General features: G+C 43.5%; 9 protein-coding genes and 1 pseudogene. 5 read left to right on the plus strand and 5 right to left on the minus strand.

The genetic code is table 11. The annotated features are described in order from the left end of the window. Nucleotides 1-73: 73 nt before the first annotated feature. Complete coding sequence (locus VTAP4600_RS24150; RefSeq protein WP_231897950.1) at nt 74-1,903, plus strand: Lnb N-terminal periplasmic domain-containing protein; 1,830 nt, start codon at nt 74-76, stop codon at nt 1,901-1,903. A gap of 57 nt (nt 1,904-1,960) precedes the next feature. On the opposite strand, the gene VTAP4600_RS24155 is transcribed toward VTAP4600_RS24150, so the two are convergent. Then, complete coding sequence (locus VTAP4600_RS24155) at nt 1,961-2,353, minus strand: nitrous oxide-stimulated promoter family protein (RefSeq protein ID WP_102525238.1); 393 nt, start codon at nt 2,351-2,353, stop codon at nt 1,961-1,963. A gap of 159 nt (nt 2,354-2,512) precedes the next feature. On the opposite strand from VTAP4600_RS24155, the gene VTAP4600_RS24160 reads away from it, so the two are divergent. Next, nucleotides 2,513-2,785, plus strand: a complete 273-nt coding sequence (locus VTAP4600_RS24160; RefSeq protein ID WP_102525239.1) for a hypothetical protein — start codon at nt 2,513-2,515, stop codon at nt 2,783-2,785. A 142-nt stretch (nt 2,786-2,927) separates the two neighbouring features. On the opposite strand, the gene VTAP4600_RS24165 is transcribed toward VTAP4600_RS24160, so the two are convergent. Beyond that, entirely contained in the window at nt 2,928-3,842 is a 915-nt protein-coding gene (locus tag VTAP4600_RS24165) for a DMT family transporter (RefSeq protein WP_102525240.1), read from the minus strand. 99 nt (nt 3,843-3,941) lie between these two features. Here VTAP4600_RS24165 and VTAP4600_RS24170 point away from each other — a divergent pair, with 99 nt between their 5' ends. Further along, entirely contained in the window at nt 3,942-4,754 is an 813-nt protein-coding gene (locus tag VTAP4600_RS24170; RefSeq protein ID WP_102525528.1) for an AraC family transcriptional regulator, read from the plus strand. 103 nt (nt 4,755-4,857) lie between these two features. On the opposite strand, the gene VTAP4600_RS24175 is transcribed toward VTAP4600_RS24170, so the two are convergent. Then, on the minus strand, nt 4,858-6,831 hold the full coding sequence (locus VTAP4600_RS24175) for a tetratricopeptide repeat-containing diguanylate cyclase (protein WP_102525241.1): 1,974 nt from the start codon (nt 6,829-6,831) through the stop codon (nt 4,858-4,860). Nucleotides 6,832-7,000: 169 nt separating this feature from the next. Beyond that, on the minus strand, nt 7,001-8,029 hold the full coding sequence (gene pyrC, locus VTAP4600_RS24180; protein ID WP_102525242.1) for a dihydroorotase: 1,029 nt from the start codon (nt 8,027-8,029) through the stop codon (nt 7,001-7,003). Nucleotides 8,030-8,240: 211 nt separating this feature from the next. Between pyrC and VTAP4600_RS24185 the strand changes: the two genes are divergently transcribed. Next, nucleotides 8,241-10,064 (plus strand): hybrid-cluster NAD(P)-dependent oxidoreductase, encoded by a 1,824-nt coding sequence (locus VTAP4600_RS24185; RefSeq protein ID WP_102525243.1) that lies wholly within the window; start codon nt 8,241-8,243, stop codon nt 10,062-10,064. Between the two features lie 816 nt (nt 10,065-10,880). Further along, nucleotides 10,881-12,165: pseudogene (gene ltrA / locus VTAP4600_RS26645) on the plus strand (group II intron reverse transcriptase/maturase). 92 nt (nt 12,166-12,257) lie between these two features. Here the strand turns inward: ltrA and nadE are convergent. Continuing rightward, complete coding sequence (gene nadE / locus VTAP4600_RS24195) at nt 12,258-13,088, minus strand: NAD(+) synthase (RefSeq protein ID WP_102525244.1); 831 nt, start codon at nt 13,086-13,088, stop codon at nt 12,258-12,260. Nucleotides 13,089-13,105 lie beyond the last annotated feature (17 nt).

Consider the following 13,105-nt stretch of genomic DNA (forward strand, 5'->3'; position numbering starts at 1 on the left):
TCTCACGTTAGTTGTAGGTAAATATGGCAGACGCTTTAGTCTGCTGTTGGTTGCAATAATAGCGGTGAACGCTGTGATTATTACACCAATGGTACACGCAGCAAATACCAAGCTGTCCTCTTCCTCATCCATTTCAGATATAGCGCGAAGTAGCCAATGGAACAAATTACTTCATTTTACTGGCTCACAGAGTGACATTAATAGCTCTGAGTTTTTTCTTAGTGAAAAGGGGGCCCGTTACCCTGAATTGGAACTACTCGCGACCATCAACAGCATGAATCAGCCAGTAAAGGGCGATATAAACCTTCATGCTCAGTGCCGATTTCCAGCCCGAAGATTGTGGTTGGATAGCATCTTGGGAACCAGTTGGCTGGACAATCCAGTTATTTGCCCTAATTTTGAAGCCTGGAAAAAGGAAAACAAAACTGAATCGATCAGCCTAATATTTGTCACTGGTTATTTGGGTAACCCAGCTTCATTTTTTGGTCATTTGCTCATGAAGTTGAATATGAAGAAAGGAGGGAAAATCTCTGATTCACCATTGTTAGATCGCAGTATCAATTTTGGTGCAGACGCCTCAAGGGATGATAACCCAGTTAAATACGTAACCTATGGTTTGTTTGGCGGTTATGACGCGAGTTACAGCGACGCTGAATATTATAAACTTGAATACGGCTATGCCGAAAATGAACAACGGGAGTTGTGGGAATATGAGCTCAACCTGAGCGCCAGTGAAGTGTCCCTGCTTGAAGCGCACCTTTGGGAGTTGTCTGACGTTAAGTTCACCTATTTGTTCCTAAGTGGTAATTGCTCTACCGAAATGGCGAAGTTTATTGAAATAGTGCTCGATGACGAGTTGGGCTTATTAACGTCGTTTCAACCATGGGATATGCCACTCGATATATTTAAACACCTGCAAGATATCGAACACAATGGCCAACCTTTGATTCGAACTATTACCCGGCGCGAATCCAAATACACGCGAATTCACGACAAATATCAAGATCTCTCTACTAAGCAACAACAGATCACACAATTGATTGTTGATGACAACCAAACGTTACGTGGTGACGAGTTCTCAACCCTAAATGATGATGAGAAGCACAGAATCATCAGTTTATTGTTTGATTATTATGAACTGGCGATTACTGAGCGTAATGACGAAGCAGCTAAGGCGTCGAAACGCTTGTTAATGTTAGAGAGTTTGAAACTTCCCGTTGCTGACATCAAATGGAAAAGTAATGTCAATCAGCCGCCGCATGAAGCACAGAATCCAAATCGAATTAATATTAGCTTGGGTTACAGCAGTGAGTTTACGGGTATAGGAACGTTGAGTTACCGTGCTGGTTACTACGATTTCTTAGCCAAAGAAGCTGCTCGCTATAAAGATTCTAATGCCGTTTTTTTTGAAACCGAAATCAAGTTTACGCATGGCGAGGCGTGGCTTAGCAAGTTTGACTTATTTAACGTGACGACTTTGAATTTACTTCACGTCGATCTATTCAAAGACCGGCGCTGGGCATGGAATGGCCGTTTAACCATTGAACAAAAAGACCTGTCCACAAACAACGATGAAAGAATTCGGCTCTATGCTGGTATGGGGTGGGCAAGACACGGTTTTGGTGGCATTTCGTTTTATGCGCTGCCACAACTTAGGGCAGATTTTACCGAGTTAGAAGACACAGGAATCGGCGTAGAGTTTGGCGCTCTTTATACAGCAAGTGAGATCTGGAAGACCTATTTAACGATAACGCCTTCAGCCACATTTGGCAGCACGTCGACAAAAAAAGTGGCCGTAAAGTGGGATAACCGGTTTGGAGATAGCCAGGAATGGGATGTTCGATTTGCTTTAAATCACGATATAGCAACAGAAATGAATTTAAGTTATTCCGCTTACTTTTAATTGCCGTAACGTGATTTCTTTTAAAGCGTGATTTCTCTTAAAGAGAGACCAACAACGTTAATTTTTAGTAGGTGAGTTGTCTTTGCGTTTAAATCGATTTGAATTATTACGTGGCACACTCTCAGGCGCTGGCTTTCTCTCATGAATTAAGTGACGAATTGCGAGAAACGGATGATGCAGCAGCATTCTTGGCCCCGAGTAGCGCATCACCAAGCGCATTTGTTCTTTAGGCTCAGGTTTGTAGCAATGAATAGGGCAACGATTACATGTTGGTTTTTGATCACCGTAAGGGCAACGGTCGAGTTTGGTTTCAGCATAGGCAATTAGCTCAGAGCAGGCGCTGCATAAGCTATGTGTATTGTGATGTGCTTTACAGTAAATCTCTACCATTGCAGAAACAGTGTTGAATTCTGTATTTAGAGACTTCACTAATATCGATGAACGTTGCATTACATTTACTTATTAAGGTGCATTTCAAATGTAAGTTTATACCAACTTAGTCAGATTGAATATAGCGCATGTGAACTTTTTTCTGATGATTCGGTATGGCATAGAACCTAAACTACCGCTCTGTTACAATCGCATATTCAACTGTATATGAGAATAACAATGACGACCGAACAAGACAGCGTAATGAGCGGAGACGATCTTCGCGAGATAGTGGAAAATCAACTAAATGATGGTGATCCGATTAAAGTAAAAGAAACACTTATGCGCTTAATGATGACAGGTACAAAAAGAGAAGAAGCGATCGAAATGATGGCATGCGCTCTTGCATTAGAAGTCTTTGATGTCATGAAAAATGAGTCTGCTTTTAATTTGAAACGCTACAATTCTCATTTAGATGAATTGCCAGAAATGAGCTGGATGGACGAAGACTAATTAAATTGATAACCGCAACGTGGTGATCAAGTTCCGCAAGGCTCAATATGAATTAAGAAGGCCCGTTATTTATTCAGTAACGGGCCTTTCTAATTTGATGATAGCGTCGAAATGGGTCTGTTGCTATAAGATTGGCCCGTCGCTAAATAAGCTTCGTTGCCTGTGTCGTGGTAGAAGGGATACTGACCGCAGGGATTTGACGCTTTTTAATCTGCGCCAGAACCACACCGGAGATCACCATGAGGCCACCAATAATATGAAACTCTGAGATACTTTCTCCTAACAATGTAGAGGCAAGAGCAACTGCAATGATTGGAAGTAGGTTCATGAACATGGCACTTGAATCTGCGCCGATTGCATCGATAGATTTTACCCAAAGCCACGGAGCAATGACTGAAGCGGCTAAACTGGCGTAAGCAACCAAAGGTAATGAATCAGTCGGTGGCAATAATACATCACTGCTCAGCCATAATGGGAATAGCATAAGTACTGCAAAGGCACCTTGCATGTAGATGAATTGCCAATTGGTTAACGGCATTTTCCATTTCTTTATCAGCACGCAATACAGAGCATAAACAATCGCAGCGACCAGCATCATTGCATCACCAGGCGTGACTGAGTTTTGGAAGATAAACATGATATCGCCTTGGCCTAACATGAAAGCTAACCCAGACAATGAAATAACCGCACCCACAACACTAAGTGGAGAGATTTTTTTCCCTAATAATGGCACGCTGATGAATATTGAAATCAACGGCACAAGTGCAATGATCAATGCCATGTTCGATACGCTGGTAGTCAGGGCGGCGTAGTAGCCTAAAGATTGATTTAAAACCATGCCGAGTAAGGCGAGCGTAGCAAGTTTTAATATGAAAGGCTTAATCGTTTTCCACGATCGGATGATCGATGGTAATACAAACGGCGAGAGAAAAAGCATAGCAAAAAACCAACGAAAGAAGCTCATTGCACTGGGTTCTATGCTCTCTACGGAAAGTTTATTTACAATGGAGTTACCGCCCCAGATGATAATTGTGAACAGCGGAAATAGATAAATCATGTGAACTCCATCAAACTAATTGAACTAGACGCTAGTATGTCACGTCAATCTGATAATATATATCTCCAATCGGACACCATCGACGCAAAGTCAGACAGAATGAAAAAAACGAGTAAGGCCAGCACTGCGAATATTCATCCATCCATTTCGATCGATGAACTTCCCGCTCCAGTGTATTTTAATTTTGATGCATTTTTATCAAACACAGTAACCAGAAATCATTCTCACACTTGGGGGCAGGTTCAAATAATACGAGGTGGAATGTTGGAGTTGAATGCAGAAAGTACCCGGTTTTTAGCACCGCCACATTTGGCTATCTGGGTGCCAGCTGGTGTGATGCATTACAGTTTTAATCGAAAACCTGTGGATTATTGTTCATTGAATATTGCTCATGACAAAACCTTGGCACTACCTGATCAAACTTGTTTACTGGGCGTTACACCGATTCTGACTGCTATCATTGAAGACTTTCGTGTGCGAGGTGTGCGCATGGCAGAAACCGCAGCAGACGGTCGTTTAATGGACGTGATGTTAGATCAACTGTCGTTAGCAAAACCAGAGCAGCACTTTTTGCCAACCAGTGATCACAAGGTGTTGTCGCCAATCCTAAATGGCTTAGAAGATAACCCAACGGATGCAAAAACGTTGGGGCAATGGGCCAGTATCGTCCACACTACAGAAAGAACAGTAGCCCGTTATTGCCAAAGTGAATTGGGTATGAGTTTTACGGAATGGCGCTTGAGGATGCGTTACCTGCACGCTTTAACCTTGTTACAAAAAGGCATATCAGTGAAAGAAGCGGCGTTTTTATTGGGTTATAACCAAGCTAGCCCCTTCATTACCATGTTTAAGCGTTACGCTGGTATAACACCAGAGCAGTACAAGATGAATAAAGCGAACGCCCACGTATAAGCGAGTCGTCTGCTGAGTAACTTCAGTTATTCGAATCACGAAACGTTTTGCTGGTTATCAACTAGCCTGACTTATTGACCGTTATCTAAATAAGCTTGGTGTTTTAGTTGATTTCGTCCGTCTTGCTTGGCGCGGTAAAGTAATTTGTCTGCAAGTTGAGGGTCTCTCCCCAATTGGCCAGCAACAGCGTGCGTGGCATGTTGGTTACCGCACCACTCGAAGCGGTAATCACAAGTGGCCCAACGGAAGTTGCAAATTGGGTGGTGCTAAATGTATCGGTAATTCGGTTTAGTAACGGTACGAAGGCATCACTTTGTTTGTGTTCAATAATGAAAAGAAACTCTTCACCTCCCCATCTGGCGAGCATTCCGTCATCACCTATCAGGCGAGTTAATCGACGGCCAGCTTCAATGAGCACCTCATCACCTACATTATGGCCGTGTGTGTCGTTCACCTTTTTGAAGTGATCAAGATCCAACAAGCAGACTGAGTAACGTGCATCATCAGAACTCGTATAGGTTTCGTTATTGATGTTTTCTAAAAATGCTTCAACAAATCGTCTGTTGTGCAACCCGGTTAACGTGTCTTGCAGAGCGTCTTTAGAGAGTTCCTTGTTTGATGATGTTAGCGTCTGATTCATTGCCGCGAAGTAATGCGAACGGTTCTTTTGATACAAAAAGGCGCCAAAACCTAAAACTGCAATGGCGATGAATAAGTAAATTCGAAGTTCATCTTGTTGTTCTCGGATCTCGCTTAATGCTTTTTCTGATTTCAATAAGGCGATTTCATCTTTTTTTCTTGAGGCTTGATAGGCTTCTTGCATTTGATTAAAACTGAATTCCCGCTCACCAAACAACAACTCATTATTTCGTTGGTGATACTCTTCTAGGTACATATAGCCTACGCCAAAATCGCCCTTATTCGCATGAATATCCGCTAGTACTTTAATGGATTCGATGATATCTACTTCACTTGGCACTGATTCGTAGTAGGAGAGGGCTTTTTGGAGCTCGTCTAATGATTGTTCGTAATGACCTAAATAGACCGAAATCTCCGCTTGTTGCCTCATGCAGCGGCCAGACTCTAATAAGAAGTTATTTGCCTCAGGCAATGACAGGCACTCTAGTGTTGCTTGTTTGGCTTCATTAATCCTGCTTTCCAAAAACCGTAATTTTGACAGTGCTTCGTAAGCGATCATTTTTAATCGAGTGGGTGAAATATCGGTCAGTATGTCGAACGATGCATCAATATAGCGATTGGCATTATCGAGGTCGTTTAGGTTCATGTAAGCTGTTGCTTTAGTAATGTAAGGTACGACTAAAGCATCGCGTGATTCGATATTGCTAGCATTATAGAGTTCTATTGCGTCGTCTGTGTATTCTAGCGCTTGCTTCCAGTTCTTGGATTGAGCATACAGATAACCAAGGTTAGTTACGATGTGAGTTTGAGTGGTATCGTCAGGGTAGTTTTTCGCGATCTCGAGCCCTTTGTGATAATAGTGTAGCGCCTGATTTCGTTTGCCTTGAATGCTGTTTACAATCGCTAACACGTTGTAGTTGGCCATGGTTAAGCGTTCATAATTAATCGAACGAGACAATTCCAACGATCGAACCAATAACTCTCGAGCCTTTGATAACTCACCTCGTTTTGTGTACTGAGTTGCGATATTTTTAGTGGCCATTGCTTCTGCCCAAATAAGGTTATGAGCTTTTGCGTCTTCTAATACTTCAAACGTAATGTCCAACGATTTATTGGCTTTCCCTTGATTTAGGTATATCCGCGCCAGCGTAAAGTTAGCGTGGATTCGATAAAATGGTTGTTGATAGAGCGGGCTATGCGCTTTTATTGTTTCTATTAATACCATCGCTTTGTTTGGCGCGGAAAGAGATAGAGCGTTTACTTTAATATAGAGCTCGCCAGCAGGGCTTTTTTCAACCATATCATCAGGATTGAAGCTGTTTGTTTGGTGAAATTCTGATGTTTTGCTCTCGGTTGAGACGAATGGAAGTGTGCCCCAATAGGTGACAGAGCCTACAAGTAATATTGTCAGTATTATTGAAGAAGAGGTCAGTTGCATTAATTTGTCTCGAGAAAAAATGAGTGCAAATTATACAATGTCGTACAATTAAGGTCAATTTCATAATTAGCTCAAAACATGCTTTAAAAAAACGCTCGCAGTGGCGAGCGTTTTAAAGCTGTGTAGCTAGAGACGAGAATTACGACTTAGCCGTCGGTTTAGGCTGGTATTACTTAACTTTCCATTCGATGCTTTCGCCGCCACGAATTGGCACAACGATGTCATTGCCAAATGGCATGGTTTCGGCAACATCCCAGCTCTCTTTAACAAGAACTATTGTATCGCTGTTTCGAGGAAGGTTGTAGAAGTCCGGGCCATTATGGCTTGCGAATGCTTCTAAGTTTTCAATTTTACCTTCTTGCTCAAACACTTCAGCGTACAGCTCAACCGCTGCATGAGCGGTATAAGAACCCGCACAGCCACATGCTGCTTCTTTCATGCCTTTTGCGTGAGGAGCTGAATCTGTACCCAAAAAGAACTTTTTGCTGCCACTTGTCGCCGCGGCAACCAGCGCTTGCTGGTGAGTATTGCGCTTAAGGATAGGTAAGCAATAGAAATGAGGTTTAATACCGCCAACTAACATGTGGTTACGGTTGTACATTAGGTGATGCGCGGTGATTGTTGCCGCTACGTTGTCATTGGCGTTGTTTACAAAGTTAGCGGCGTCAGCCGTTGTAATGTGTTCTAGCACAATCTTTAGATTTGGGAAATCATTAACAACGGGAGCTAGCACTGTTTCAAGGAAAACTTTTTCACGGTCGAAGATATCAACATCGTGCGCAGTTACTTCGCCGTGAATAAGCAGTAACATACCGACTTCTTCCATGGTTTCAAGCACTGGATAAATGTTTTTTGCGTCGGTAACGCCTGAATCTGAGTTAGTAGTAGCGCCTGCAGGATAAAGCTTTGCTGCAAAAACTTTTCCGCTTGCTTTGGCTTTACGAATTTCGTCTGGTGTCGTGTTATCCGTAAGGTATAGTGCCATAAGCGGCTCAAACTGTGCCTTAGGCTTAGCAGCCATAATGCGGTCACGATACGCTAGAGCCAACTCAGTATCAGTAATAGGTGGAATGGTGTTCGGCATGATCAGAGCACGGCCATTGTAACGGCTGATATCGCGAACTGTATCTGTTAGTACTTCGCCATCGCGAAGGTGTACATGCCAGTCATCAGGACGAGTGATAGTTAATGTAGTCATTTGATGCTCCCACCGGGTGTTAGAAAACGAATAAGGAGCCTAAGCAGTAAAAACACAACAAAGTGTGATAACGCAACCGTTTAGGCGACAGGATAATAGTAGAAAACCACATAGGTTTCACGTTTTTTTTCATCTAATTACCGATTACAATGGTAAGCAACTGTGTTTAAGCGCTGATATTTATAATAAGTAACTAATTTGAGAGTATGTAATGTCGAATCCAAAACAATCCGAGTTAACCGAGATCAACGTATATCCAATTAAATCTGTTTCCGGCATCGCTATGTCTAGTGGTTGGGTAGAAAAGCAGGGGCTCTGTTTTGATCGTCGTTTTATGCTTGCATTTGCGGATGGCGCAATGGTCACTGCTCGCAAATTCCCTCATATGGTCAACGTGAAATCAAGCCTGATTCCTGACGGTCTGGTGTTGAGCTATCAAGATAAGCCTTCGTTAGTTCTTCGTTATAAAGAATTTTTAATGGAAGAAGTGAAAACCCAAGTCTGGAACGACCGATTTGTTGCATATAGCACTGTGCTGGCCGCTAACAAGTGGTTTTCAGAAGTGGTCGGTCGGCCCGTTCAACTTCTATTTAGTGGCGAACAATCGAACCGTATCCGTGACAAGGTGGGCCATAATGTCAGTTTTGCAGACGGTTACCCACTTTTGGTGATTAGCCAACCATCGCTCGACGAGTTGAATCGCCGTAGCAGTGAACAACACTTAATGGATCAGTTTAGAACGAATTTGGTGGTCTCTGGCACTGAAGCTTTCGTAGAAGACAGTTGGAAGCGAATTCGAATTGGAGAGGTTGAATTCGAAGCCGTTAAACCTTGTGAGCGTTGCATATTAACGACTGTCGACACAACAACCGGCCATTTAAGGGCGAACAAAGAACCTTTAAACACGTTAGGGAAATTTCGTGCTAACGAAAAAGGCGGCGTGTTTTTTGGTCAGAACTTAGTGGCAAAAAACGAAGGGATGATCCGCGTTGGTGATGCCATTGAAGTGCTAGAAGTTAAAGACAAAGAAATCTATCACGACGAAGAAGCGACATTAGTTCAGCTTACGTGCGTGGGTAAACGTGAAATCAGCCCTAATTTTGTTGAGTTCACTTTAGAAAGTAGTGAAGGCATATTATCTCCATTTAAAGCAGGGCAATATTTGCCAATAGAGTTGAGCATTGATAACAAAAAGCATACGAGAAATTATACGTTGTCATCGCATCCGTCAGAACTAAAGCAGTACGAAATCTGTGTGAAGCGAGTAGAAGATGGGCAGGTTTCAAATTGGTTATTAGATCACTTTAAAGTGGGTGACGGCCTCTTAGCTAAAGCCCCAAGTGGTGACTTTTGTTTAACTAATGCGGATGAACCATTGCTGCTGGCCGCGGCGGGAAGTGGGGTTACGCCGATGCTTTCGATACTGAGGTACTTAGAGCAAATAGATAAACTTTCTGATGTGATCTTTTATTATCAATGTAAGACGCTTGATGATGTCCCTTGTAAAAGTGAGTTACAGAGGTTAGAAGCTCGCCATCCTGGCTTGAAATTGCATATTGCGTTGAGTCAACCAGCTGGCGAGTGGAACGGGCTGAAGGGGCGAGTATGCCTTTCTCATTTTAAATCGCTTTCTGAGTTAACACATAGGCAAGTATTTGTGTGCGGCCCTGACGGGTTCATGAAGAAAGCCGAAAATTTATTAATGAAAATGGGCTTACCTCAGAGTCATTACCACCAAGAGGCTTTTGGCGTAGCGGCATTCGATACTGGGATCGAAAAAAGTGTTTCAATATCGATTAATGGTGCTCAGTTCATTGGGAATAATAAAGCATCCATCCTAGAACAGGCAGAAGATGCGGGTATTTTTATCGCCAACAGTTGCCGAGCGGGATTGTGTGGGGCGTGTAAAATAACTATGGCCGAGGGTGACTACCTACAACCTGATGTTCCGGCATTACTTCCGGACGATAAAGTAAACCGTCAAGCTTTGGCCTGTTGTTGCATTCCACAAAGTGACGTTGTAATAGAAAGCTAACCATCAGATATCTCTACTTACTTAAGGCTGGACTCAGAGATAACTTAAAGAAAAAGGAGCGTTTATGCGCTCCTTTTTGTTTGCCCAGCGAAGCTGGCAAACCCATTAGGCTGAAAGAAGCCTAAATCACCCTGATTGAGGGGAAGATAATCCGAATCGCAAGGGCGTTGCTGGCCAACGGCAGGGTTTGAAGGAAGCGATAGGAAGTTAACAGTACACAACGAAAGTGAACCTGATTCGGCAATTTAGGTGGGTAAGCGTGCAAAATAGCGTGAAGCCCGATACTCAATCAGACCTAGATTGTGCTTGAGGGTGGCATTGTTAACAGGGAGCCAGTGCAGTAACTGGGGAAGCCTGACACCACATCCGAGCAAACGTCGGAAGCATAAACTCAAGGCGAGAGCCAAGATCTATGTTGGTGCGAGGTGGCAGATGAATCCGTAGTAGTGAGTAAAGCTCGGCCGGTGAAGCCCAGTAATGGTGTGGAGGATAAAACTGAGCTGACCATCAGTAACACGTCTGATGGGACAACATTTTGCCAAAAGCAATCTGGTGTTGCGAAGGGATGAAGTACATTTTAAGTCTGTGATGAGCAGATGTTTTTTTTTCAGTGGTATACAAGTTGATTAGCTATCGAGGTATTCCGTCTCGGTCTTTGTGAAAGCAAAGCACTGAAGCGAGAAACCGTACAAGGGAGTAACTCTGACTCACTCTAGTAAATTGCCATTGAGCTAAAAGGCTAGAGAGTGGAGTGAAATACACCAACACTGTGAGAGAGCATTTGTCCCCACACGGAACACAATCTAAAGGAAAAAGTTGAGAGTTTACTACAGTTTATATGGTCACTTGCTCCACAAAGAGCGACTCTATAAAGGATTTAAAAAAGTGTGGAAAGCGAAAGGCGCGGCCGGAATAGATAGGCAGAGCCTAAGCGACTACGCCCAAAATCTGAGTGATAACCTAGATCAACTTCTTCTGGAACTCAAAACCAAGCGATACACCCCTCAACCCGTCAGACGGGTAGAAATACCGAAAGATGATGGTGGGGTGCGATTACTTGGGATCCCAACAGTACGGGATAGAGTTGTCCAACAAGCTCTAAATGATCTATTAACCCCAATCTTCGAAGAGCAGTTTCACCCATCCAGCTTTGGGTATAGACCGAATCGAAGTTGTCACGATGCTATAAACAAAGCGACGATGTTCATCCGTCGATACGGAATGCAACACGTCGTAGATATGGACTTATCGAAGTGCTTCGATAAGCTCGATCATGAGCTTATTCTAAAAAGCATTAATAAACGAGTCACAGACAGTAGCGTACTGGAGCTCATCAAACAGTTCCTGAAAAGTGGCGTAATGGTTGATGGAGAGTGGCAGCATACCGAGATAGAGTAGTCCGCAAGGTGGAGTAATAAGCCCACTGATAGCGAACATCTATCTGGATGCGTTTGATCAAGAGATGCGAAAGCGAGGACATCGAATAGTCCGTTATGCCGACGACATACTGATCTTCTGTCGCAGCCGTAAAGGTGCAGAAAATGCGCAAGTACAGGCAACGAAGGTCCTGGAAAAACAGCTCAAGTTAACGGTGAACGAAACCAAATCACACATAGCGCACAGCGGCGAAGGTGTGAAATTCCTTGGAATAGAAATCGGTAGCCATTATAGCCGTATTCAGCCAAAGAAAATGTCGACGTTCAAAGGAAAGTTGAAGCGAGTGACAAGACGCAATGGCGGTAAGCCATTGTTAGAAGTCATTAAACAACTGAATCCACTTCTGAGAGGGTTCAGCCAGTACTTTCGAATAGCGAATGCCAACAGGGAGTTTAAGAAACTGGCCGCGTGGTTAAGGCGAAGACTTCGCAGCGTCCAATTACGATTATGGAAAAAACCGACCCGACTCCACCGCAGGCTAAGACAGCTAGGTTACGAAGGGTCATTCAGGTATATCTGTATGGATAGTTGGAGAAATGCTGCGAGTCCATTAGCCAGTTACTCGATGCCAAATCAATGGTTTAACGACCTTGGATTAGTGAATCTTGAACACGTTAGGACAGGATATGTGTTCAGCCATTATGCTGAATGGAAATGTGCATGAGCCGTATACGAGGTCCGTACGTACGGTTCTGTGAGAGGGATGAGGCGGAGACGCCTCACCCTACTCGATGCATTAACTGTTAGAGCAAATCTCTAGTCGTAAATGGTAGGAATCGGCTCACGCTTATGTTGAGTCCCGTTATAGATTGAAATCAGGCGAGCTTGCGCATCGGCTTCTATATCTTTGCCTTCCAGAAAGTCATCGATTTGGTCATAAGTGACGCTTAGTGCATCTTCATCGGCTTTTTGTGGGGCTAGCTCTTCTAAATCAGCCGTTGGGACTTTCTTAACTAAAAGCTCAGGAGCACCAAGGTAGGCCGCGACTTGACGAACTTGGCGTTTATTTAAACCAAATAGAGGTGCGAGGTCGCAGGCACCATCGCCAAATTTTGTGTAGAAGCCTGTGATGTTTTCTGCTGAGTGATCCGTGCCCAGTACTAGGCCGCCAATGTAACCTGCAATTTCATATTGAGCGACCATACGTGCTCGAGCCTTCACATTACCTTTTACGAAGTCGATTTTAGCCGAATCGTTAGGAAGCAGAGGTGTGCCCTGTAGCGCAACATGTGAAGCGCTGTGTAACCCATCTACACCCGGTTTGATGTTAACTGATACAGAATGAGTCGGCTTAATAAAGGAAAGCGCTAACTGTGCTTCATCTTCATCTTTTTGTTCACCATAAGGTAAACGAACCGCAACGAATTGGTAGCTGTTAGTATCGTGCTGCTGGTTTAGTTCATCGATGGCCAATTGAGCCAAACGGCCACATGTAGTTGAGTCTACACCGCCACTAATACCTAACACCAATGACTTGCAACCGGATGCCGTCAGCTTTGATTTAATAAAATTCACGCGTCTTTCAACTTCGTATTGTTCATCGATAGACGGTAAAACACGCATCTCTTTGCGGATATGATGTTCCATTTCAGTTCCTTTTCATG

This window comes from Vibrio tapetis subsp. tapetis, assembly GCF_900233005.1.
In the GTDB taxonomy this organism is placed as follows: domain Bacteria; phylum Pseudomonadota; class Gammaproteobacteria; order Enterobacterales; family Vibrionaceae; genus Vibrio; species Vibrio tapetis.

Coding starts and splice junctions, on each gene's coding strand:
- VTAP4600_RS24185 (WP_102525243.1), top strand. CDS start 8,241: ATGTCGAATCCAAAACAATCCGAGTTAACCGAGATCAACGTATATCCA.
- VTAP4600_RS24170 (WP_102525528.1), top strand. CDS start 3,942: ATGAAAAAAACGAGTAAGGCCAGCACTGCGAATATTCATCCATCCATT.
- VTAP4600_RS24160 (WP_102525239.1), top strand. CDS start 2,513: ATGACGACCGAACAAGACAGCGTAATGAGCGGAGACGATCTTCGCGAG.
- nadE (WP_102525244.1), bottom strand. CDS start 13,088: ATGGAACATCATATCCGCAAAGAGATGCGTGTTTTACCGTCTATCGAT.
- VTAP4600_RS24155 (WP_102525238.1), bottom strand. CDS start 2,353: ATGCAACGTTCATCGATATTAGTGAAGTCTCTAAATACAGAATTCAAC.
- pyrC (WP_102525242.1), bottom strand. CDS start 8,029: ATGACTACATTAACTATCACTCGTCCTGATGACTGGCATGTACACCTT.
- VTAP4600_RS24165 (WP_102525240.1), bottom strand. CDS start 3,842: ATGATTTATCTATTTCCGCTGTTCACAATTATCATCTGGGGCGGTAAC.
- VTAP4600_RS24175 (WP_102525241.1), bottom strand. CDS start 6,831: ATGCAACTGACCTCTTCTTCAATAATACTGACAATATTACTTGTAGGC.